General features: G+C 56.5%; 19 protein-coding genes. 13 read left to right on the top strand and 6 right to left on the bottom strand.

What is annotated here, in order from left to right:
- Window positions 1-88: 88 nt before the first annotated feature.
- On the top strand, window positions 89-1,255 hold the full coding sequence (gene sucC, locus ACUN8H_RS02000) for an ADP-forming succinate--CoA ligase subunit beta (protein WP_180092170.1): 1,167 nt from the start codon (window positions 89-91) through the stop codon (window positions 1,253-1,255).
- The gene (sucD, locus tag ACUN8H_RS01995; RefSeq protein ID WP_445530507.1) at window positions 1,255-2,127 is read left to right on the top strand and encodes a succinate--CoA ligase subunit alpha; all 873 of its coding nucleotides are present in this window, start codon (window positions 1,255-1,257) and stop codon (window positions 2,125-2,127) included. The genes sucC and sucD overlap by 1 nt, the downstream gene beginning before the upstream one ends.
- Window positions 2,128-2,214: 87 nt before the next feature.
- Here the strand turns inward: sucD and ACUN8H_RS01990 are convergent, their stop codons facing one another.
- Both ACUN8H_RS01990 and ACUN8H_RS01985 read right to left on the bottom strand, forming a co-directional pair.
- The gene (locus ACUN8H_RS01990) at window positions 2,215-3,240 is read right to left on the bottom strand and encodes a lysylphosphatidylglycerol synthase transmembrane domain-containing protein (RefSeq protein ID WP_445530506.1); all 1,026 of its coding nucleotides are present in this window, start codon (window positions 3,238-3,240) and stop codon (window positions 2,215-2,217) included.
- Window positions 3,218-4,336, bottom strand: a complete 1,119-nt coding sequence (locus tag ACUN8H_RS01985) for a glycosyltransferase (protein ID WP_445530505.1) — start codon at window positions 4,334-4,336, stop codon at window positions 3,218-3,220. The genes ACUN8H_RS01990 and ACUN8H_RS01985 overlap by 23 nt, the downstream gene beginning before the upstream one ends.
- Before the next feature lie 195 nt (window positions 4,337-4,531).
- Here ACUN8H_RS01985 and ACUN8H_RS01980 point away from each other — a divergent pair, with 195 nt between their 5' ends.
- The 4 genes from ACUN8H_RS01980 (at window position 4,532) to ACUN8H_RS01965 (ending at window position 9,460) form a co-directional block, all read left to right on the top strand.
- On the top strand, window positions 4,532-4,948 hold the full coding sequence (locus ACUN8H_RS01980; RefSeq protein WP_445530504.1) for a CopG family transcriptional regulator: 417 nt from the start codon (window positions 4,532-4,534) through the stop codon (window positions 4,946-4,948).
- Between the two features lie 61 nt (window positions 4,949-5,009).
- Window positions 5,010-6,224, top strand: coding sequence for an extracellular catalytic domain type 1 short-chain-length polyhydroxyalkanoate depolymerase (locus tag ACUN8H_RS01975; protein ID WP_445530503.1), 1,215 nt, complete (start codon window positions 5,010-5,012; stop codon window positions 6,222-6,224).
- 46 nt (window positions 6,225-6,270) lie between these two features.
- Window positions 6,271-7,542: an amidase gene (locus ACUN8H_RS01970; RefSeq protein WP_445530502.1), complete on the top strand. Its 1,272-nt coding sequence runs from the start codon at window positions 6,271-6,273 to the stop codon at window positions 7,540-7,542.
- A gap of 292 nt (window positions 7,543-7,834) precedes the next feature.
- Entirely contained in the window at window positions 7,835-9,460 is a 1,626-nt protein-coding gene (locus ACUN8H_RS01965; protein WP_445530501.1) for a methyl-accepting chemotaxis protein, read from the top strand.
- Between the two features lie 131 nt (window positions 9,461-9,591).
- On the opposite strand, the gene ACUN8H_RS01960 is transcribed toward ACUN8H_RS01965, so the two are convergent.
- The gene (locus tag ACUN8H_RS01960; protein ID WP_445530500.1) at window positions 9,592-11,532 is read right to left on the bottom strand and encodes an exoribonuclease II; all 1,941 of its coding nucleotides are present in this window, start codon (window positions 11,530-11,532) and stop codon (window positions 9,592-9,594) included.
- Between the two features lie 161 nt (window positions 11,533-11,693).
- On the opposite strand from ACUN8H_RS01960, the gene ACUN8H_RS01955 reads away from it, so the two are divergent.
- The 7 genes from ACUN8H_RS01955 (at window position 11,694) to ACUN8H_RS01925 (ending at window position 19,324) form a co-directional block, all read left to right on the top strand.
- Window positions 11,694-12,491, top strand: coding sequence for an HAD family hydrolase (locus tag ACUN8H_RS01955; protein ID WP_445530499.1), 798 nt, complete (start codon window positions 11,694-11,696; stop codon window positions 12,489-12,491).
- Window positions 12,492-12,607: 116 nt separating this feature from the next.
- The gene (locus ACUN8H_RS01950) at window positions 12,608-13,333 is read left to right on the top strand and encodes a response regulator (RefSeq protein ID WP_445530498.1); all 726 of its coding nucleotides are present in this window, start codon (window positions 12,608-12,610) and stop codon (window positions 13,331-13,333) included.
- Window positions 13,330-14,841, top strand: coding sequence for an ATP-binding protein (locus tag ACUN8H_RS01945; protein WP_445530497.1), 1,512 nt, complete (start codon window positions 13,330-13,332; stop codon window positions 14,839-14,841). Before ACUN8H_RS01950 ends, ACUN8H_RS01945 begins: the two co-directional genes overlap by 4 nt.
- A 111-nt stretch (window positions 14,842-14,952) precedes the next feature.
- Complete coding sequence (locus ACUN8H_RS01940) at window positions 14,953-16,212, top strand: ABC transporter substrate-binding protein (RefSeq protein WP_445530496.1); 1,260 nt, start codon at window positions 14,953-14,955, stop codon at window positions 16,210-16,212.
- Between the two features lie 156 nt (window positions 16,213-16,368).
- The gene (locus ACUN8H_RS01935; RefSeq protein WP_445531069.1) at window positions 16,369-17,295 is read left to right on the top strand and encodes a carbohydrate ABC transporter permease; all 927 of its coding nucleotides are present in this window, start codon (window positions 16,369-16,371) and stop codon (window positions 17,293-17,295) included.
- Window positions 17,288-18,166, top strand: coding sequence for a carbohydrate ABC transporter permease (locus tag ACUN8H_RS01930; RefSeq protein ID WP_445530495.1), 879 nt, complete (start codon window positions 17,288-17,290; stop codon window positions 18,164-18,166). The genes ACUN8H_RS01935 and ACUN8H_RS01930 overlap by 8 nt, the downstream gene beginning before the upstream one ends.
- A gap of 36 nt (window positions 18,167-18,202) precedes the next feature.
- On the top strand, window positions 18,203-19,324 hold the full coding sequence (locus ACUN8H_RS01925) for an ABC transporter ATP-binding protein (RefSeq protein WP_445530494.1): 1,122 nt from the start codon (window positions 18,203-18,205) through the stop codon (window positions 19,322-19,324).
- A gap of 96 nt (window positions 19,325-19,420) precedes the next feature.
- Here ACUN8H_RS01925 and ACUN8H_RS01920 read toward each other — a convergent pair whose 3' ends face one another.
- The 3 genes from ACUN8H_RS01920 to ACUN8H_RS01910 form a co-directional block, all read right to left on the bottom strand.
- Window positions 19,421-21,061 carry a BCCT family transporter gene (locus tag ACUN8H_RS01920; RefSeq protein ID WP_445530493.1) on the bottom strand — a complete coding sequence of 547 codons (1,641 nt, stop codon included), beginning with the start codon at window positions 21,059-21,061 and terminating at the stop codon, window positions 19,421-19,423.
- Window positions 21,062-21,169: 108 nt separating this feature from the next.
- Window positions 21,170-22,207 (bottom strand): YcjF family protein, encoded by a 1,038-nt coding sequence (locus tag ACUN8H_RS01915; protein ID WP_445530492.1) that lies wholly within the window; start codon window positions 22,205-22,207, stop codon window positions 21,170-21,172.
- Window positions 22,204-23,607 carry a YcjX family protein gene (locus ACUN8H_RS01910; RefSeq protein ID WP_445530491.1) on the bottom strand — a complete coding sequence of 468 codons (1,404 nt, stop codon included), beginning with the start codon at window positions 23,605-23,607 and terminating at the stop codon, window positions 22,204-22,206. The genes ACUN8H_RS01915 and ACUN8H_RS01910 overlap by 4 nt, the downstream gene beginning before the upstream one ends.
- Between the last annotated feature and the right edge of the window lie 12 nt (window positions 23,608-23,619).

Here is a 23,619-nt window from a genome sequence, read left to right as displayed (position 1 = left end):
ATCCACAAAGATCGAAAGAACGGGGATGACCAGTTCTTTTTAGAAGCTGATCATCGTTCGAGTCACATGCAACCAATGGCATGAATCGATGAATCTTCACGAGTATCAAGGTAAACAGCTGTTTGCCGATTATGGTTTACCAGTGTCTAAAGGCTTTGCAGTCGACACTCCGGAAGAAGCGGAAGAGGCTTGCAAAAAAATCGGTGGTGACATGTGGGTGGTTAAAGCCCAGGTGCACGCCGGTGGCCGTGGTAAAGCGGGTGGCGTTAAGCTGATTAAAGACCCGGCTGAAGCCAAAGCATTTGCTGAACAGTGGCTAGGCAAAAACTTGGTTACTTTCCAGACTGACGAAAAAGGTCAGCCGGTTGCCAAGATTTTGGTTGAAACGTGCACTGACATCGCCGATGAGCTGTACCTCGGTGCTGTGGTCGACCGTACTACCCGTCGTGTGGTCTTCATGGCCTCTACTGAAGGTGGTGTAGAGATCGAGACGGTTGCAGAAGAGACGCCGGAAAAGATTCTCAAAGCTGAAATCGATCCGCTGGTTGGCGCACAGCCGTACCAAGCGCGTGAGCTAGCCTTTGCGCTGGGCCTGAAAGGCGACCAGATCAAGCAGTTCACCAAGATTTTCCTAGGTCTGTCTCAGTTGTTCCACGACAAAGACTTGGCCCTGCTGGAAATCAACCCGCTAGTCGTCACTGAAGAAGGCAATCTGCACTGCCTCGACGCCAAGCTGGGTCTGGATAGCAATGCGCTATACCGTCACCCTGACCTGCAGGCCATGCGTGATCCTTCGCAAGAAGATCAACGTGAAGCCGATGCGGCGAAGTGGGAACTTAACTATGTCGCGCTCGATGGCAACATCGGCTGCATGGTGAACGGCGCCGGTTTGGCCATGGGCACCATGGACATCGTCAACCTGAGCGGCGGCAAGCCGGCTAACTTCTTGGACGTTGGCGGCGGCGCCACCAAGGAGCGCGTGGCAGAAGCGTTCAAAATTATCCTGTCTGACGATAATGTTAAAGCCGTACTGGTTAACATCTTCGGCGGTATCGTTCGTTGCGACATGATTGCTGAAGGCATTATCGGTGCCGTTGAGCAAGTGGGCGTCAACGTACCGGTCGTCGTACGTCTGGAAGGTAACAACGCCGAACTGGGTGCAGAAAAACTAGCATCTAGCGGTTTGAACATTATCGCGGCTACTAGTCTGACCGACGCGGCTCAGCAGGTCGTTAAAGCGGCGGAGGGCAAGTAATGAGCATCCTGATCGATAAGAACACCAAGGTCATCTGCCAGGGCTTTACCGGTGGCCAGGGTACGTTCCACTCCGAGCAGGCGATTGCCTACGGTACGCAAATGGTCGGCGGTGTTACGCCGGGCAAAGGCGGCCAGGAGCACCTCGGTCTGCCCGTTTTCAATACCGTGAAAGAAGCGGTAGAGAAAACCGGCGCGGAAGCCAGCGTGATCTACGTACCGGCGCCGTTCTGTAAAGACTCAATCCTTGAAGCGGCCAATGCCGGTATCAAGCTGATTGTGTGCATCACTGAAGGCATCGCCACGCTAGACATGCTCGAAGCAAAAGTGAAGTGCGACGAGCTGGGCGTACGCCTGATCGGCCCGAACTGCCCCGGTGTTATCACACCAGGCGAATGCAAAATCGGCATCATGCCGGGCCACATTCACCAGCCGGGCCGCGTCGGTATCGTATCTCGCTCTGGTACCTTGACCTATGAAGCCGTTAAGCAGACGACTGATCACGGTTTCGGTCAGTCTACCTGTGTCGGTATCGGCGGCGACCCGATCCCGGGTTCCAACTTCATCGACATCCTTGAGATGTTCGAGAACGATCCTAAAACCGAAGCCATCGTGATGATCGGTGAAATCGGCGGTACGGCGGAAGAAGAAGCCGCGGCTTACATCAAAGCCAACGTTTCCAAACCCGTGGTTTCCTACATTGCCGGTGTGACTGCACCTCCTGGCAAGCGTATGGGCCACGCGGGCGCGATCATCTCTGGCGGTAAAGGTACTGCGGATGAGAAGTTTGCGGCCCTTGAAGACGCCGGTGTTAGAACCGTACGTTCTTTGGCTGAAATCGGTGATGCGCTGAAAGAAGTCACTGGCTGGTAAGCCATTGATGTTCAGCTGCACACGATAAAGGCGCCCCTCGGGGCGCCTTTATTATGTCTACCTGCTCACTTGAGGTAGTGAATGTTGCTATTGCGCCGGTGAACGATGCAACATGCGATAGCTATACAGAACAAACAACGGTGCGCCTGCCGCCAGATAAAGGTGGTAGCTGATCAATCGCCATACCAAGACGGCCGCCGCGGCCTGTTCTCGACCCATTAAGGGCAGTAATAAGCTCCCCACGCCTACCTCCGCAGCACCTGCCCCGCCCGGTAAGAAACTGAACTGACTGGCCGCCATGGCCAACATTTGTGTCAAAAATGTCCACATCCAATCCGCATGGCCGCCTATTCCCAGCACCGCTAGATAAAGCAAGCTATAGCGCATCAGCCAGTGAGCAGTGGTCAATAGCAGCATCGCCATGAGGGTAGAGCGGGGTAGCATGAGCGTTATCTTTAAAGCCTGCCGACAGCGTAACAGGCGCCTAGCGAGCCAACGCCGCCGGTAGCGGCCAGGCCACGGGGTTTTGATGCCTGGAGCCCGTAATAGGCGGGGTAAATAGCGCATGACCACACTCACCAGCGTTGCCATGAAGGCCAGGCCGACTAATGCCCACTGCACCAGCGCTTGGTGAGGCCACTGCGTATCGCTCAGCAGCGAAAAAAGCACTAAGCCGCTCAACATGGCAAGAAAGAACAGTAAGTCGCAGCCTTGATCTATTAAAAATACCGCTGCGCCCTTGGCTGGTGGAAATCCGCGCTGGGCAAGCAGCAGCAATAAAGTAGCAGGTCCGCCACTGCCGCCTGGCGTGGCGCAAAGGGCAAACTTGGACGCCAGTTCAATACCCAGTGCGCCGCGCTGTCCGAGCCTGCCTGCCCGGCCACTTAGCATCATACGTAGCCTTGCTGCATTCAGGTTCCAACACAGAAAGGCCATGATCAACATCAATAACAGCAGGCCGAGCGGAAAACTTTTGACTCGTTGCAGCGCTTCGGCACCGCCCAAGATTGCAGTGAGTACCAGCGGCGACACCAGCGCCAACGCTATCATCACGACATGGATAGGCCGCCACTTCAGCAACTGACGGCGGCTAGTGGTGTTGGTGGAGTGCATACGGTTGGCTGCCGTGGCAAAGCTGCTGATAATGTTCCAGTAACGCGTGCATCACCCCATCCCAATTGAAATGGCGTTCTACATGACGACGCGCGTAGCGCCCACTCGCCGCAATATCGTTACTAAATAGCGCTCTGCACGCTTCAGCCATGGCCACTGGGTCCAGTGGTTTGCATAAAATACCTGCGCCCAGCGGCACGTTTTCTGCCAGCGCCCCAGCGCGAGCGGCGATCACCGGGATGCCACTGGCCATGGCTTCTTGGGCTATTAAACCGAAGGTTTCGCGAGTGCCCGCATGCAACAGCGCATCGCTGCTTGCCAAGGCTTTAGCGACTTCATGCGCACCGCAGCAGCGATCCACAATGGTGACATTGCTGGGCACGTGATGAGGCATACCTGGACCCATCAGCAGCAAATGGTAATCGCTGCCTAGCTGACGCATCGTTGCCAGCAGCACATCGATCTTTTTCTCGCGGGAGTTGCGCCCCACAAAGATCAGCAGCTTTTTATCGCTGGGTATGCCCATGGTCTGGCGGAACGTCGGGTCACGCTGCTGGGGATTGAATTGCGCTAAATCAACACCCAATGGCTGAACGCGAACGTTATCGACCCCCCAGTCACGCAGCCGATCTGCCATCGCGTTACAGGGCGCCAGTACACTATCAAACCGGCTATAAAGATCCGCGACATAGCGGGTTAAGCGTTTCTCCACGTAGCGACCAAAGCGGTCGCCCATCAAGCGTGGGAGATCGGAGTGGTAGAAGCCCACCACCGGCACGCCGAGCCGTTGGCCCGCGGCGAGCGCCGCCCAAGCCGTTACGTACGGGTCGCCAGCCTCAATCAAATCAGGCTTTAGATCAATCAGCGTGTCTCGCCATGCTGAACCGCGCAACGGAAATCGATAGCCCTGGCCCAGCGGTAAATGTAATGCCGGTAGTGTGTGGTGATCGCCCAAGCTGTCACGCTCCGCGCCGGGCACCAGCAGGCTGGTACGCAGTTGGGGGATACGCGAAAAAACGCGGTGTTTGGCCTGTAAATAGGTACGCACACCGCCGCTGGCGGGTGCATGGAACATCGTCACATCGGCAATGTGCAAGCTAACCTCCAACCCTAAAGAGTGTCATCGTTTCACCATAAAGCAGAAATAAGTCAGTTCAGCGACAGTGGCTTTTTAGGGAGCGGGGTGGATGCTTATTTAGGCCATTAGCTGGACTATTGCTGAATAGCGTCTATCATTACCATCCATATGGATGGTATATGGATTATTTAGCTGCAAAAGAGGCAATGACACATGAGCGTGCATGAACTTCGTCGTAAAAGCGGCGACTCCAGCGAGAAGATCACTATTAATCTGGGTTTGGTCGATCTAGGGCAGATCGACCTGCTGGTGCAGGAAGGGTTTTACTCCAACCGAACGGACCTAATCCGCACGGCCATCCGTAATCAACTGGCGACTCATGCGGAGGTGGTCAAGGAGACCGTGTCCCGCAAGTCGTTCGTACTCGGGCTCGAGCACTATAGCCGTGCAGATTTGGAAGCCCTGCAAGCGGCAGGCGAGACGTTACAAATCCAGGTGCTGGGCATGGCCAGCATTGCCGACGACGTAACGCCTGAGCTGGCTCTCGCCACTATTGAATCCGTGGTAGTCCTGGGCGCTCTACACGCAAGCAAAGCGGTTAAAGCTGCACTGGCAGAGCGCATCCACTGACTTGCCCACTCAATCACGACGTATTCACTCACCCCGCCATCATTGAATAAGGAAATTGAAAATGATCGATGCCACGATGACCAAGCGAATGGAAGAAGCGACGCGGCTAACCCGCGCGGGAAAACTACAAGAGGCGATGGCAGTCCTCCAGGGCGCCATACCCGAATCGAGCGGCGTTGAAACGCCGGATACCGCTTACTCAGAGGGCAATACTTTCGACGGAACCTGCGAGGTCATCGACGAAGAAAGCACCGAATCGAACCCAGAACCTGCTAAGTCGCCAGCTGGAGCATTTACTTCCGGCGATATTAAGGTGCCTGCTGCATGGCGCGACAAGTGGATGAAGTTTCGCGGTGGCATTGTGCAACCCGAGCAAGCACCGAGTGCCAGTGAGGAACCACAGCCCGGGACGTTCACTGCCGGTCGGTTTACCAACCATGTGGGTACGCGCGATTACAAACTGTATATCCCTAGCGGTTATACCGGGCAGGCGCTGCCGCTGGTAGTGATGCTGCATGGCTGCACGCAGAACCCTGATGACTTCGCTGCCGGTACCCAGATGAACCGGCTGGCCGAAGAGCAGCTGTGTTGCGTGCTCTATCCGGCCCAACCGGCAACCGCCAACACCTCAAAATGCTGGAACTGGTTCAAAACCGAAGATCAGCAGCGCGAGGGCGGTGAACCCGAGATTATTGCGGGCATGCCCCGCCAGATCATTGCTACCCATGGGCTCGATAAAAGTCGCGTCTATGTGGCAGGGCTCTCAGCGGGTGCCGCCATGGCGACTACGCTGGCGATGACCTACCCGGATCTGTTTGCGGCAGTGGGCGTTCACTCCGGGCTACCCCACGGCGTGGCTCAGAGTCTTCCCGATGCCTTGGGCGTCATGCAGGGTGGTACAGGGCCGCTTGGCGGTGGTAAATCAAAAGGGGCCAGTTGGGCATCGGAAGTGCCCGCGATTATCTTTCATGGTGATCGTGACACTACAGTACACCCCAGAAATGCGGATCGCGTGGCCGCCCAGTACAGCAAATTGCGTCAAGCAGGGGCGTCGGTGGAGCAGGGCAAGGTAGTCAATGGTCACGGCTACACTCGAACCACGCACCATAATGCGAAAGGCAATCCGCAACTAGAGCAGTGGCGCATCCATGGAGCGGGCCACGCCTGGTCAGGAGGCAGCACTAAAGGTAGCTATACCGACCCGATAGGCCCCGATGCCAGCAAGGAGATGCTGCGTTTCTTCTTCATCCATCGGCTAGCGAGTAGTCAGCTATAGTCAAACTCAGCTAGCGCGGATGTTGGCCCTTAAAAAGGAGAGCGTTGTGACCATTGATCCCCATTTGACGATCGAGAACTATCAAGCTGCTTTAAAAGAGGGCAGCGCCGAGCCCTACGACTGGTGGCATTACTGCGCGGCCTATATAGAAAAACGCGAGCCCGAGGTACAAGCCTGGGAGGCGCTGGCACCGCGCTTGCCAGCGTTGCCTTCAGATTTAGATGTTGGCAGCGTGCCACTGTATGGAGTGCCGGTAGGCATTAAAGACATAATTGATACCACTAATATGCCTATTACCTGGGGCACTCGCGGTTATCTTAGCTCTTCTGGTTCACAGCTAAATGCCGCTTTAGTCACGCTGCTACAGGAGCAAGGCGCCTTGGTCATGGGCAAAACGGTGTCCACGGAGTTCGCCTATTTTACGCCGGGCAAGACCCATAATCCCCATGACACGACGCGCACGCCCGGAGGTTCTTCAAGCGGTTCAGCGGCGGCCGTGGCGGCTGGGATGGTGCCGCTGGCGTTTGGTACGCAAACGGCGGGCAGCATGATTCGGCCAGCGAGCTATTGTGGCGTGTTTGGTTTTAAACCCACCTTTGGCACCCTTAGCTGTGACGGTGTTAAACCCTTTGCTGCCTCATTAGACACGTTAGGCTGGTTTACGCGCCATATCGACGATATCTGTACGACATTCTCTGCGTTGACGAAGGCGCCCCCAATTCTTGCGCTGGATAACCTCCAAGGTGTTCGCGTCGGTATACATAGCTTGCCGTTTGATGAACCACTAGCGCCGGATGTTCAGCAGGCTCTGACATATGCCCAAGAACGCTTTGAGCAGGCGGGGGCTGAAATAGTGCCATTAAGCCTGGATGCGCGCTATGAAGCACTGGTGGAACATCAAAAAGTGATACTGGCCTACGAAGCGGCTCAGTCGCTGGCGAGTGAATATCGTGACTATGCCGCTAAGATGGGGGAGCAGCTGGTTGAGCTAATAGAGCAGGGCAGGGTGACAAGCTTTGAGCGCTATATTGAAGCCAAGCGTGCCACCACTCAGATGCAGCAGGCGCTCTCGCAGGTATTTAGCGAGCAAGTAGATATCATCCTAGCCGCCAGTGCTCAAGGCGAAGCGCCGGAAGGCCTCAATGCGACTGGCGACCCGATTTACTGTCGGGCATGGACGCTGCTGGGTGTACCGTGCCTCAATTTACCGTTGAGCCAAGGTAGTGCAGGCATGCCGGTCGGTGTACAAGTAATCGCCGACCGCTGGCAGGATGAGAAGCTTTTACAGGTTGCCCGAACATTGATGAAGGCAGGTTAAAAAGCCCAAGCGACAAAAAAACGAAAAAAGTGCCTTCGGGGCGCTTTATCTTTGAATGTAAGCCACCAAGAAGAAGCTGCGTTCTTTGAATACATCTAGATTGCTTTGTAGCGGTAGTATCTAAGAGCGTACGAAGTGCTTGTAAAAAAGATTTACTGCGCTTTCTTGTCATTTTTATTGCTAATTTAGCTTAATTAAATATTTGAATTAGTAATAACTGTTTAACTATAGAACTAAAGTTGAAAGCCTTTATGCCGACAATTATACCTCTCTTACTAATTAGGAAGTTTCCATGCTTTCACGGTTCAAGATCGGTACACGGCTCGCACTGGCTTTTGGCCTGGTATCGCTATTTCTTTTGGGCACTTTAATAGCGGGAATTATGGGTATCACCTTTACCAAGGATACTGCCCAAAAAACCTTGGACACGGATGTAGCGCTAGCAAGCAATGCAGCGGAAATTCAGCGTCTTTCTCTGCAAGCGCGACGCTTTGAAAAGGATATCTTTATCAATATCAATAGTCCCGAGCGGGTAGTGGACTATCAGCAGCGTTGGGTGGCGTCCACCGAGGAAATTCAGGCTGCCTTCCAAGCAGGAAGCCAAATTGCCGATAATGATAGCCTCAATGCGCTGTATCAACAGGCAGAAAGCGCCCTCCAGGGGTATGAAGAAGGATTTATGACGGTCTATCGTCAAATTGAACAGGGCGGTATTACCGAAACCTCTCAAGCCAATCAAGCTTTCGGTGAGCATAAAGATAGTATCTACCAGCTTGAGGAATTGGCTGATGAAATTAGCCTAGTGGCTGATGCGGGAGTAAAGCTTGCTAATGAGGCAATAGATGCCGAATATCGTTTGGCCATTTGGCAACTTTGTATCTTCGCGGGGGCGGCGTTGTTGATGGCGCTGGCGCTGGCCACTGCTATTACGCGCAGCATAGTAATGCCTTTGCGACGGGCCGTTGAGGTTGCCCAGCGCGTAGCAGAAGGAGATCTGCGACACGATATCGTAGCAACAGGGCGTGATGAAACAGCACAGCTATTGAGCTCGATGGCTCACATGAGCAAAGAGCTTACGTCGCTGGTCGCCTCACTACGTGATTCCAGCGAAAATGTCTTGCACGGTGCCAATGAGATTGCCCAAGGCGGGCAGGAGCTTGCCTCTCGTACTGAGCAGCAAGCAGCTGCCTTGCAGGAAACGGCTTCCAGCATGGAAGAGATGACGGCAACGGTTCGCCAAAACAGCGATTCGACCAAAGAGGCTGATACGCTGGCCCATGCTTCGTCACAGCAGATGAACAATGGCGGCGAAGAAGTTGCACGCAGCGTGGAGCTGATGCGCGAAGTGACGGCGGCTTCACTCAGTATGAATAAGATTGTCGAAGCCATCGATGCGATTGCCTTTCAAACCAATATTCTGGCCCTGAACGCCTCCGTGGAAGCGGCGCGTGCGGGTGAGAAAGGTCGTGGATTTGCGGTAGTGGCAACGGAAGTTCGTTCGCTGGCAAGCCGCAGTGCCGCGTCAGCCAGCGAAATTCGCGGCATGCTGGATGATACGCGCAACAAAATAAAGCTGTGTTCTGATCAAGCGGAGCGAGGAGCAACGACCATAGGAGAAACGGAAACGATGATCCAACGTCTCGCCCTGCTAATGGCTGAGGTGTCCTCGGCTACCCGCGAGCAAAGTAGTGGTATCGAGCAGATTAATACGGCGATCACTGAAATGGACTCAACGACACAGCAAAATAGTGCGCTGGTTCAACAGTCGACGACCGCAGCATTTTCGCTAGAGGAACAGGCTGGGCGACTTCGCGAACTAGTAGCGGCTTTTCAAATTGATGACGCGAAGCTGAATCAGCTATCAGCAAACACGCCTGCCATGACCTTACCTTCGAGAGCCCCACAGGCGGTGTTTTAATCATCTAATGCGTGCGTTTATCCCGCTGGAAGGTGAATCCGACAGGCTGGTCAACATACCGCCAGAACGATACATACAACAACGGCGCCCTAAGGCGCCGTTGTCGGTTACTGTAAGTCAACAAATACAGTTTACGCAGCGGGTTTAGCTACCAGCGAGCGGGTCTCTTCGCGGGCTTCGGTCAAGATAACGCGAAGCGGGTCGCCAAGCTTGTAGCGCTCTTCGCCTTCGATCTGGATCCGTCCCTCTTTATCATCAATCACCACTTTGCTGCGGTCACTGTGCATCAAGGGAGCAGGCACAAACGCCGTCGCGCCATTTTCCAGCAGGCGAACGCGCATACCGCCGCGATTGATAGCCATAATTTCGGCTTCAAACGTATCCTGGTTCTGTGCGGCAGGCGTGAGGTAGCGCACGTAGAGCCAGTCTTTGACGTCGCGCTCGGCCATGCGGTTCAGGCGGCGGCGCTCCGTCAGCTGCTCGGTGAGCTGCTGGGTGGCTTCGGCGGGGGCCTGTTCGCCTTTCAGTACGCGTTTGATCAAGCGGTGGTTAACCATATCGCCATACTTACGAATCGGCGAGGTCCAGGTCGCGTAGGCGGCCAGGCCCAGGCCAAAGTGCGGGCCAGGCTGTGCGGACATCATGGTGAAGCCCTGGAAGCGACGCAGGCGCGCATCCAACCAAGCATCATCGCGGCTTTCCAGCGCACGCTTCAGTTCGGTGTAGCGGGCAAGCTCGGTCAGCGCTTCGCGTTCGACCACGATCTCCTGGCCTGCCAGGAATTCCTGGGCGGCTTCGGCTTTCTCGGGCTCGAACGCACGATGCACGTTAAAGATACCGTGACCGATGTGTTGGGCCAGGAAGTCCGCGCAGCAGGCGTTAGCCACAATCATCGACTCTTCGATCATACGATTGGCAATGCGGCGCTCTTCGGTGCGCACCGCCAATACGTTGCCAGCAGGGTCAAGATCAAACACGTAGTCGGGGCGGTCTTTAAACACCAGTGCGTGTTCGTTGCGCCAAGCGGTACGCGCCTCGGTCAAATCACGTAGCGCAGTCAACTGCTCGGCAATATCATCGGCGGGTGCCCAATCGCCTTGGCCTTCGATCCAGTCGGAGACATTGTCGTAAACGAGCTTGGCGTGGGATTTAACGTTCGCCGCAAAAAAGCGATACTCGCCCAGGCTGCCGTCGGCATTGATATCCAGCGTACACGCCAGTGCGGGGCGCTCTTTATCTTCCCACAGCGAGCAGAGATCATCCGCTAGCTGCTCGGGCAGCATGGTGACGTTCTGGCCGGGCAGGTAAACGGTGAAAGCGCGAGTGCGGGCTTCTAAATCTGCCGCATGGCCTTCTTCCACATAAGCCGTTGGGTCGGCAATCGCGACACTCAACTGCCAGCCGCCTTCAGCACGCGTGGCAATGTGTAGCGCGTCATCCATATCACGGGTCTTCTCCCCGTCGATAGTGAAGAAGGGCGTGGCGGTTAAGTCTTCACGAGTGAGGCCTTCATCCAACAGCGGCCAGTCGGTGCCTGCATCGGGGCACTCTTGCTCCAGCGCATGGCGGGCAAGGGTGACGCGCCAGGGCACTGCCGGGTCATCGCTTTTAGCGACCAGCTCATCAATCTGGGCAAAGAATGCGCGGTCATCGGCTTTCAGCGGATGACGCACCAAGCGTGCGACGACCCAGTCGCCGTCAGCAATGCTCTCTTCATCAAGGTTGTTCTTAATACGCGCCTTGATAACGTTTTTAATCGACGGATGGTCGGGCACCACGGCCAGACGACCTTCGCGCTTCTGAACGCGGGACACAAACCGATCCAGCCCGGCTTCAATCAGCTTTTCAGGCTCAACCGATTTTTTGTCACCGTTTTCGTGGATAACTGCTTCTACACGGTCACCGTGAAGCACTTGCTTCATGGCGGGCGGTGGCACGAAATAGGATTCACCGTCGTCGGTTTCGAGAAAACCGAAACCTTTGTCGGTGGCTTTGATCACCCCTTCAGCACGAGGGGTGGTTTGGCGAATCTGTTGCTTGAGCTGGGCAAGCATGGCGTTGTTCTGAAGCATGAGCTCAATCAGTTGGCGAGAGTTAGGGTGCCACTATACGGATTCCCGCAGGCCGCGCCAATTGTCACCATAGGAAGTTGAGGATGGTGACTGCGAGTCAAAGGCTTACATGCGCTCAAAAGAATCAGTTAAGCTAAATACCTATACCGATGGAGCGCACTATGACACCTCGACTGATTGTTTCTGACTTGGATGGCACGTTGCTGGGCAGCGATCATCGATTACACGCAGACACTATTGAGGTACTGAGAACACTGGTGAAACACGGGCATCAGTTAGTGCTCGCCTCGGGCCGCCATTATATTGACATGCGAGTGTTCAGGGATCAGCTCGCCGTGCCCGCTCATCTGATCAGCAGTAATGGTGCCTATACTCACGACCCTGACGATCAGTTGTTGGATGCCAACCATGTAGATCCCCAGCAGGCAGCGTTCCTGATCCAGCTGCCACGTCCAGATAGTGTGCGTTTGAGTCTGTATCTGGATGACGCTTGGTACATCGATGCCGAGTCGCCGAGCCACCTGGAAATGCACGCCGCCACAGGCTTTGTCTATCAGGTCGTGCCTCCCGAGAAGATGCCAACCGAGGGAATCGGCAAGATTCTCTACGGCGGGCATCCTGATGTGCTTTTCAAGATCGAGACTGCGATTCGGGAGTTCAGTGACGGCTCGCTGCACGTAACCTACTCAACCAGCGATTCGCTGGAAATTATGGCAGGAGGTGTTAACAAAGGTGTGGCGCTGTCGGCCTTGCTCAAACGTATTCCGATTGCGCCTGAACATTGTTTGGCTTTTGGCGATAATCTCAACGATGTTGAGATGTTGAGCCTAGTGGGCGAGCCGCACTTCATGCTGAACTCGCATCCGGAGATGGCCGGGCATCTGAGTGCCGCGCGCCAGATAGGCCATCACGGCGAAGCGGCCGTGGCTGTGCTGTTGCGCGAGCGGTTTGGGCTTTAAGCGCTATAGTTCACGGTGCTAATGCAACCTTGGTCGTAGCGGTATTGCTACTATTTAGCGTCTCCACCATCATCAAAGCCCAATAACGACAATAGTGTAGGGCTAAACCCGCTGCGATGACGACAACCCCCGCTACCTTGATTGTGGTCGACGATGACCCGGAAATTTGTGAACTGCTCGCGGACTACCTGGGGCGGCACGGTTACCGGGTATTTACAGCGTACAGTGCCCAAACGCTGCATTCGCTGCGCGCGGAATATACTTCTGACTTGCTGATTGTCGATTTAATGCTGCCCGGGGACGACGGCTTTACCATCTGCCGAGACGTTCGTAAGCAAAGCGATGTGCCGATCATTATGCTGACCGCCAGTGCCGATGAGACCGATCGTATTCTTGGGCTTGAACTGGGTGCCGATGACTACTTAAGCAAACCGTTTAACCCTCGTGAATTGCTGGCGCGCATCAAAGCGGTACTGCGACGCACCCGCAGCGCGCCGCCAGAGTTGCCTGCGGGGCAGGCGCGCTGGGTCAGTTTTGGCGATTGGCAACTCGACCGCATGACCCGCGAGCTGATTGATATGCAGGGGGAACGCGCCGCGCTTTCAGGGGCTGATTTTCAGCTACTGCAGGTATTTTTAGAGCACCCGACCAAAGTGCTGACAAGGGATGATCTCTATGCGCTTACCCGAGGTCGCGATGCGCCGCCGCTTGATCGCTCCATAGATGTCCACGTTTGCCGCCTGCGCCAACGGCTGGGTGAAGATGCTCAGCACTCGCAACTGATTCGTACGGTGCGCGGGGCAGGTTACGTATTAACCGCCCAGGTCGATGCATTAACGTGAGCCGAAGGGGTTGGGCACATACCCGGCAACGCTTATCCAGACGAGTGGCCCGCTGGCTGCCGGCGTCACTGCGCGGGCGCTTTGTGATCATCATGATCGCCGGTGTGTTGGTCGCCCAAGGGGCCAGCTATGCGATCTGGACGTCCCAGGTGCGCTCCAGTCACTTGGCACAGTTGGATGAGCTGTCCACCAATATGGCGTTTAGCATCGCCTCCACCATGAAGTTTTTCCGCTCACTGCCTGTGGACTATCGCCATATCGTGCTCGATCAACTACGTAATATGGGCGGCACACGTTTTTTCGTCAGCGTTAACGAGCGCAGGCTCACCATTGACGATATCGGCGTGGGGCCGGAGAAAGAGGTGGTGGTGAACAACGTACGTTCGGTACTCACCCAGCAGCTCAACATCGATGATGTGATTGTCGAGTTCTCCCGCCCGGAAAACCTGCGGGTGCTGAATAACGAAGTGCTGCTCTATGATCTGCCGCCGCGCTGGGGGCAGCATAGCCTGCTGATGGAACCGCTCTCGCCACCGATTCTGGTCGTGCAACTGGAGCTTGCCCCGGGCACTTGGCTATATGTGGCCACGCTCTTGGGCGTACCGGATATTTTCAGCGGCTATCGCTGGCTCTCTGAGGAGCGTTTGCTGGTCGGGCTACTGGTGCTGCTGAGCGTGCTGGCGCTCTCGCTACTGGGTATCACCAGCGTGACCCGACCATTGGCGCGGCTTTCACGGGCAGCCAATCAGTTGGGGGATGATCTAGATATGCCGCCGCTCAAAGAGAGCGGCCCCAAAGAGGTCGCCGCCACTGCCGTCGCGTTCAACCGGATGCAGCGGCGCATCCGCGAGCAGATTGAGGAGCGCGAGCGGCTCTTCTCAGCGATTTCCCATGATTTAAAAACGCCGTTAACTCGCATGCGCCTGCGCGCTGAGATGCTCGAAGATGACCACCAGCGCGAGCGCTTTTGCACTTCATTGGATGAGCTGGACAGCCTCGTTAAAGGCGCTTTAGCCTCGGTAAAAGGCTTGGATCTGCACGAAGAGCCAGCCTCCGTTGATCTACCGCGCCTGCTTGAAGAGCTCGCCGAAGCGCTTAGCCTTCAGGGGGGTAAGGTCACTATCGAGATTAGAGGAACTCCCTCTATCCCGCCGCTGATCGCTAAACCCTTAGCGCTTAAACGCTGTCTTGCAAACCTGCTTGAGAATGCAGTTTTCTATGGTAAACAGGCCGAGGTAGAGCTCGTTGATCACGGTAACGCGGTCACCCTGCACATTCGCGATCACGGCCCCGGCATCCCCGAAGAGCAGCTGGGTCGAGTGTTTTCGCCCTTTGTGCGCCTGGAGCCCTCACGCAGCCGACACACTGGCGGTAGTGGCCTGGGGCTTGGGATCGCCCGGCATATTGCTCGTGCTCACGGCGGCGATATTCAACTTGCCAACCATGCCCAGGGCGGACTGAGGGTAACGCTCACGCTACCCCGCCAGAAAACTATTACAGGTTTGTAATAAACCGCCAATACTTTGCAGTACTCGGTAACTCCCGTTGACGCAGCCCTTGGCGTAATCTCATGGAGGTCGCATGTCCGAGAGGACAATAACAATATAAGGAGTGACTCCATGTCGACGTTTAAGAAGACAACCCTCGCGCTTGCTCTGGCAGGTGCCGCGCTCGCCAGTACCGCTCAAGCGAATGAAGTCGAAGTGCTGCACTGGTGGACTTCCGGTGGTGAAGCTCGCGCCGCCAATGTGCTTAAAGAATTAATGGAAGCCGAAGGCTACGGTTGGCAGGACTTTGCCGTGGCCGGTGGCGGTGGTGAAACCGCCATGACGGTGCTTAAGTCTCGTGCCATGTCGGGCAACCCGCCTTCAGCGGCCCAGATCAAAGGTCCCGAGATTCAGGAGTGGGGCGAGTTGGGTCTGCTGGGTGACTTGAACGGCGTTGCCGACGCCGAAGGCTGGGACGAACTGCTGCCGGAGGTCGTGGCAGAGATCATGCGTTACGACGATCAATACGTGGCGGTGCCCGTCAACGTCCACCGGGTCAACTGGCTGTGGGCCAACCCGGAAGTGCTGGAAGCGGCAGGGGTGGAGATGCCCACCACGTTGGATGAGTTATTCGAGGCAGGCGAAGCGATCCGCGAAGCCGGCTTCGTACCGCTGGCTCACGGCGGCCAGGCTTGGCAGGACGCAACGGTATTCGAAAGTGTATTGCTAGGTGGCCAGGGCAGCGATTTTTATCAGCAGGCGTTGGTAGAGCTAGACCCAGAAGCGTTGGGTGGCGAACAGATGATCGCCGCACTTGAGGATTTCAAGCGTACGCGTGAACTGATGGATGAAGGCATGCCCGGACGCGACTGGAACATTGCCACGGCCATGGTGATCGATGGAGTGGCAGGCTTTCAACTGATGGGCGATTGGGCGAAAGGAGAATTCACCGCGGCAGGGCTGACCGCCGGGGAAGATTACCTTTGTGCGGCGGCACCGGGCACCGAAGATGCGTTCACCTTTAACATTGATAGCCTAGCCATGTTCCGGGTCACCGACGATGAAGAGCGTGAAGCGCAACAGGCGCTTGCCCGATTGGTACTTGAACCTACTTTCCAGGAAGCGTTTAACCTTGCCAAGGGCTCGATTCCGGCGCGGCCAGACCTGGACATGAGTGAATTCGATAGCTGTGCCCAGCAATCGTTGGCCGATTTCCAACGCACCGCTGAAGAGGGTGGCTTAGTGCCCAGTATGGCTCACGGCATGGCCGTGCGTGCGGATGTACAGGGCGCCATTTTCGATGTGGTAACCAACTACTTCAACGACGCCGATATGCCCGCTGAAGAAGCAGCAGAACGTATGGTGAGCGCCGCCGAAGCGGCCTCTTTCTAGGCTTTTCTAACGTTAGCGTTCTCCAGGCGCCGCTGCAACGGCGGCGCCTATTTTGCTTAGCACAGACACTATGTTGCTTAGCAAGGATACTATGCTGCTTGGCAAGGACACTATGCTGCTTGGCAAGGATACTTCTCCATGAGAGATTCCCTACCCATGAAAAATACCTCTGCGACGACTTTAGGGGCTGTCGCTAAGCGGTCGACGCCATCCGGTGGTTTGCAAGCGTGGCTGCCGCGCTTGGTGCTGGCACCGTCGGTGGCCATTTCGCTGTTCTTTGTTTACGGCTTCATGCTGTGGACGTTTGTGCTCTCGCTGACTAGCTCGCGCATGCTGCCCAGCTACGACTTTGTCGGCTTTGGCCAGTATTCACGCCTGATGGCCAATGAGCGTTGGTGGGTCGCCTCAACCAACCTGATGATTTTTGGCGTGCTGTTCGTGGTGATTTGCCTGGTGATTGGCTCGCTGCTGGCCATTCTACTTGATCAGAAAATTCGCCAAGAGGGCGCGCTGCGCACGATCTACCTTTACCCCATGGCGCTGTCGTTTATCGTGACCGGGGTGGTGTGGAAGTGGCTACTCAATCCGCAGTTGGGTATCCAGGCCATGGTCCAGAGTTGGGGCTTTGAGTCGTTTCGCTTTGATTGGATCACTGACCCGGATATGGCGATTTATACCCTGGTGATTGCCGCCGTATGGCAGGCGTCAGGCTTTGTGATGGCGCTCTTTTTAGCCGGCCTGCGGGGTATCGACGACAGTATTGTCAAAGCTTCCCAGTTGGATGGTGCCAGCCTGCCGCGGATTTATTGGCGCGTAGTGATGCCTTGCCTGCGCCCGGTGGTGTTTAGCGCGGTGATGATTTTGGCCCATATTGCCATCAAGAGTTTTGACTTGGTCGTGGCACTCACCGGCGGCGGGCCGGGCTACGCCACCGACTTACCCGCCACCTTTATGTACGCTCACGCCTTTACCCGGGCGCAGATTGGCTTGGGCTCGGCCAGTGCCATGCTGATGTTGGGCGGCGTGCTGGCGATTTTGATTCCTTATCTCTACTCCGAATTAAGGAGCCGCAAGCATGGCTAATGTGATTCGTCGTCAGACGCCCACTGCGCGGCTGGCCCGTGGCCTGCTTTACGGTGTGCTGTTCCTTGCCGCGTTGTTCTATGTCCTGCCACTGATAGTCATGCTGATGACCTCGGTGAAACCGCTGAGCGAAATCAGCGCCGGGTCGCTGCTCTCATTCCCGCAAAACCCGACCCTGGCGCCGTGGACGAAAGCCTGGGGCGAAGCCTGCACTGGGATGCGCTGTGATGGCGTTGGCGGCTACTTCTGGAACTCCTTTGCGATTGTGATTCCCGCGGTACTGATTTCCACCACCATTGGCGCTCTCAACGGCTACGCGTTGACCAAGTGGCGCTTCAAAGGCTCTGAATTAGTTTTCGCGCTGATGTTGTTTGGCTGTTTTATTCCCTTCCAGGTGGTGCTGCTGCCCATGGCGCAGACCCTCGGCTGGCTGGGGATTTCCAGCTCCCGCGCCGGGTTGATCCTGGTTCACGTGGTCTTTGGTATCGCCTTTACCACGCTGTTTTTCCGCAACTTTTATGTAGGTATTCCCAATGAGCTGGTATCAGCGGCCAAGTTGGATGGCACGGGCTTTTTTCGCATCTTCTGGCGCATTCTGCTGCCGGTTTCCGCCCCGATTATCGTGGTGTCGGTGATTTGGCAGTTCACCCAAATCTGGAACGACTTCCTGTTTGGGGTGGCGTTCTCGGCCCACAACACCCAGCCCGTTACCGTGGCGCTCAACAATCTGGTGAACACTTCCACCGGCGTACGCGAGTACAACGTGGATATGGCAGCGGCCATGATTGCCGCGCTGCCCACTCTGGTGGTGTACGTGCTGGCGGGGAAATATTTTGTGCGCGGGCTGACAGCAGGCTCGGTTAAAGGTTAGTTATTTTAAAAGCCTAACAAAAATAGGATTTTCATTATGGCAGCGTTAGAAATCCACAACGTGCGCAAAGAGTTTGGTAGCGAGCGGGTGCTCAAAGATGTCAGCATTTCGATCGATTCCGGCGAGTTTCTGATTCTGGTCGGCCCATCGGGCTGCGGTAAGTCCACACTGATGAATGCCATTGCCGGGCTTGAGCCGGTGACCTCTGGCAATATCTATATCGATGGTGAAGACGTGACTTGGCGTACCCCCGCAGATCGGGACATCGCTATGGTGTTTCAGTCCTACGCGCTCTACCCAAGCATGACCGTTCGCCAGAACATCAGCTTCGGGCTGGAGATGCGTAAGGTGCCTAAACCCGAAAGGGAGGCGGCCGTGGAGCGGGTGGCCGATCTACTGCAGATTACCCATCTGCTGGATCGCAAACCAGCCCAGCTCTCTGGTGGGCAGCGCCAGCGGGTGGCGATGGGACGTGCGCTTGCCCGGGAGCCCAAGGTGTACCTGTTTGATGAGCCCCTCTCCAATCTGGATGCCAAGCTGCGCGTGGACATGCGCACCGAGATCAAAAAGCTCCACCAGCGCCTGGGCACCACCATTGTTTACGTCACCCACGACCAGGTCGAAGCCATGACCCTGGCCGACTGCATTGCCGTGATGCGCGACGGGCATATCTTGCAGCTCGGCACGCCGGACGAGGTCTACAACAACCCGGTGGATATGTTCGTAGCAGGCTTTATGGGATCGCCGTCGATGAACTTTATTCGTGCCAAGCTGGAAGATAACAACGGCGGTTATCAACTGCGCATTGTCACACCGGGCGAGAATGATTTGGTGCTGCCCTGGCCACAGGAGCGCATCGCCGCAGAGATGGCCGAACGGCTTAATCAGCCGGTCATCCTTGGTCTGCGACCAGAGCACTTCAGTGAAGAGGATGAACGATTAACGGCTCAAGCCGAAGGAACACTCCTGGGTGCCAGTGTAGCGGTGGTAGAGCCAACCGGAGCGGATATCTTACTGCGTTTACCGCTGGGCGAGCAGGAAGTGACGGCTCGTGTTGGGCCTAAATGCGCGGTGGCCGCCGGGGAGCGGCTGGCGTTAAGGGTAGATATGGGGCGAGCGATTTTATTCGATGCCAAAACCGAGCAGCGTATTGCCTAAGCGGTTTAATGTGTACCAGCTGTAAAATAGCAGGCCCCTTGCTGGTATCAGCGAAGGGGCCTTTTTTAGGTTAGCTCAAAGCGTCAGCGTTTGGTTTTACTTACGGATAAGCCGCAGCTCGCCATTGAGCGCCTTGATGATCGAATAGCACATTAGCAACATCACAATCGAGAACGGAATAGCGGTGGCGGTAACTCCTGCCTGAAGCGCGGTCAGGCCGCCGCCGATAAGTAGCACAATCGCGATGAGGCCCTCGACCACTGCCCAGAACATCCGCTGTGGCCGCGGAGCATCAATTTTGCCACCGGCAGTGATGGTATCGATGACTAGGGAGCCGGAATCCGAGGAGGTGACAAAGAAGATCAGCGCCAGCACGATACCCAGGGTCGACATCAGGCCCGTCAACGGTAGTTCGTTCAGCATGCCGAACAGCGAAAGCTCGGGTCTGTAGTTGTCGATGACATACTCTTTCACCAGGCTGCCTGCCGGGTCAGCGTAGAGCTGTTCAAGGGCCGTCGAGCCAAAGACGCCCATCCAGATAAAGATAAACAGGCTGGGCACCAGCAACACGCAGAGGACAAACTCACGCACCGTGCGGCCCCGTGATACCCGGGCAATAAACATCCCTACGAAAGGTGCCCAACTGATCCACCAAGCCCAGTAGAAAATCGTCCAGGACTGGCGATAGGCATCGTCGTCACGACCAAAGGGGGCGGAAAGCGGAATAAAGTCCGTGACATAAGTGGTGAGCCCCGACCAGAAGCCGGTGAGTGCCAACAGCGTGGGCCCAGCGAAGAGCACGAAAAAGAAGAAAAGAACAGCCAGAATCATGTTGATTTCGGAAAGCTTCTTCAAGCCCCCCTCAAGACCGCGCCAAACCGAGACCAGTGCCACCGCTGTGACCAGAATGATGACGATGACCTGCGTCAAGGTGCTGACTTCCAGGCCGAAGACAAAGTTCATCCCCGCATTGGCCTGCTGAGCGCCCAGCCCAAGGGAGGTCGCCAGCCCGAAGAGAGTGGAAAACACCGCCAATATATCAATGACGTGCCCCCACCAGCCCCAGACGCGCTCGCCGAGAATCGGGAAAAAGGCCGAGCGGATTGAGAACGGCAGCCCCTTGTTATAGGTAAAGATACCCAGCGCTAACGCCATGATCACATACACTGCCCAGCCATGAATTCCCCAATGGAGATAGGTGCCGGCCAGCCCTAAGGCGCTGGCATCAGCAATAGCGGCTGGGTTTAACTCGCCGTCAGCCCCAAACGGAGACTCGACGCCCAGGGGCAGCGAGACGTTGGCGTGATAAACCGGTTCGAGTACACCGAAGAACAGCAGGCCGATACCGATGCCAGCAGTAAATAGCATCGCGAACCAGGAAAGATAGCTGTGATCCGGCCGGGCATCGGCACCGCCCAGCCTGACCGAGCCATAAGGCAGAACCACCAGCGCTAAGCAGAACAGAATAAAGAAATCGACCAGAATCATGAAATACCAGTCCAGTGTTCCCGTCGAGAAAGAAACAATGGACTGAAAGGTGCTCCCCGCTTGCTCTGGGAACAGCAGGGTGAGGACGATGAATATAGCCGAGGCAAGCGCGGAGACAACGAACACACGGTTGTGGATGTCGAAGCCGATGGGGCCAAACTGGCCCTTGATATTGTCCTGACCGACGACATAGTCGGTCTGCATGTCGCTCCCTGCCGGGGGCGACTCTGACTCATTGGGGTGATTCATGCACTACGTCTCCTCATTGGAGAATGCTATGTTAAACCCCCATCATGAGCATAATCAGCGTTGAATCCCATCTTGTAGTCAAAAAGAGGGTTGCCGCCGTTTACACGCTTAGCGATTCTGCGGCACTGTCTCTTTGTCAAGCCGCTTTATTTGCCGCCAAAGGTCCTGGCGAAGATCGGCGATCTTGGGTTGCTCATCAGGGGTAAACGGCACCGGGCGGCAGAGGCGCTGGGCGCGTAGCCCCAGCCGTGCGCTTAGCAATCCAGTGGCCAAGCCCTGCCCGGCACGCGCCGAGAGGCGCCCGGCCAAATCGAGCGAGAGCATGTCCATGCTAGCGTCGGTGGCCAGTTCACTGGCACCGGCAAAGGCCATGTTGTGCAGCACGTTACGAAACAGCCGCAGGCGGCTGGCGTAGCCCAGCTCAAGGCCGTACAAGCGGCAGAGGCGATCTACCATCGCCAAACTACGCCAGGCCACCAGCGCCATATCCACCAGCGTTAACGGGCTGATGGCTACCATAATCGCGGTTTCCCCCGACATGCGAGTAATCAAGCGTTGGGCTTCGCGGTCGCGTGGCGCCAGCAGGTGGTAGCGAAGCAGTGTTTGAATCTCTTCCCCGCTATGGTGCGGCTGGCTGGCGCGTTGAAAGGCTAGCCAGTGGGGATCATCGTCGGCGAGTTTTAGCTGGCGCCTGAGTTGCTCGGCCATCGCCCGAGCCTGTTTGGGAGAGCGCAGCGGCAGCTCGGCGAGATCGCCGCGCAATTTATCGTGGCGTTTCAGGCGGCGCAAACGTCCCAGTTCTTTGAGCAACGAGAAGGCGCCCAAGCCAATCAAGCTGATCCCGAACAACTGCCAAGCCATCTCAAGCCAGTGAGATTGTGCCAGTGCGTCGGGTATTCCGGTCGCAAGCTCAGCGGTGCCCAGCCCCGCGCCCCCCACCAGGGCGAACAGCAGCCCCCAGCGGCGCTTGCGTGGCGCGCCTAAACTGGCAGCTGGCAGCGCCTTCTCTTCAGCAAGCGGTGCCAGGGGATGATGCTCGCTGGTGCCCGCAAACCCTTCCCGTTGGCGCAAGGGCGCCTCGGCATCCGCCGACGCTTCCGGTGTGTCATCCAGGGTAAAGTGGCGCCGTGGCTGTGGGGTGGTCATGTCAGTTTGTCTCCAAGCAGCCAGTCGATGGCGGCGTCCATGCGGATGTGATCAAGCGCTTCCGAGGTGGCTTGCATCGGGCGAAAGCCAGGGAAATCGAAACCTTGTTGCTGCCAAAAATCGGCAGTGGGGAGCCGGGCAGGCACATCGCCTGGGTAGACCAGCACCTCTTCGCCTTCCAGTGTCGTACCGCGCAGTGCGGGGGAGCGCTTACCTTCGTGAGTCACTTCGCGAGCTTCGGTGGCGCGAATCGAGGCCAATGAAAGCGCTTTGACCGGAACATTGGCAAAACGCAGGTCTTTCAATGGCTCTGCCAGTAAGGCTTCCAATAGCTGCACCACGTTGCCGTGTTGGTCGGGAGTGACATGATCGGCCTTGGTCGCCGCAATCGCCAAGCGGTCAATCTTGGGCGCGAACAGCCGTGTCAGCAGGCTACGTTTGCCGTAATCAAAGCTGTGCATCAGTTGGCGCAGCGCATGGGAAAGGTCTTCAAACCGTTCCGGCCCAGCGTTCAACGCGCCAAGCACGTCGACCAATACGATCTGGCGGTCAAAGCGACGAAAGTGATCGCGATAGAAGGGCTTGACGACCTGTTGCTGGTAGTAGCGAAAGCGCGCGGCCAGCGTTGCGTAAAGACTATTGGCAGGCAACGCTTCCAGTGCTTCTTTCGAGGTGGCGTGATGTGAAGAATTCAGCTGTGGCAGCGGGAAAAACTGCAGCACCGGAGCGCCTTCCAGCTCACCAGGCAGTAAAAAACGCCCCGGCTGTAAGTCGGAAAAGCCGGCCTGTTTAGCGCGGCGTAGACCTTGGGCATACTCTTCTGCCAGGGTGGCGAGCTGGGCTTCGTCGGCTTCACTGGCTGGGTCGAGTTGTTCAACGGCTGACAGCCATTCACTGAATAAACCGCGGCGCTGTTCGCCTGCGTACAGGGCTTGGGCTTTACTCCAGCTATAAAAGTCGTGCTGCAACAGCGGCAGGTCGAGTAACCACTCGCCGGGGTAATCGAATAGGTCCAGTGTGAGATGCGCTATTTCAGGCGTTAACCAGCCGCTGCGGGCAGGGCGGTAACGCAGTTGCAAGCGTAACTCGCTGATGCCGCGGGTGGGTTCCGGCCAACGCGGCGGCGTATCGCGCAGCGCGGCCATGCCGGGGTCGTAGGGGAAACGTGGCACGCCGAGGTCGGGCTGGTTGAGCCGCTGGGCTCCCAGCAGGCGACCTTCACGAGCAGCGGGCAGTAAATCGAGACGCGCCTCTACGCCCGCATGGCGCAGCTGATTGACCAGAGAGGTCAAAAAAGCGGTTTTACCTGCTTGTGAGAGGCCCGTTACCGCTAAGCGCAACTGGCGATCCCGACCCCGCTCTAACAAATTGCTCAGTTCGCGACTTAACGGCTGACGCATCCTTTCGATCCC

The organism is Vreelandella sp. V005 (assembly GCF_052645115.1).
Note: the sequence above shows the minus strand (reverse complement) of the source record. Positions and strands in the feature narration are given on the sequence as shown.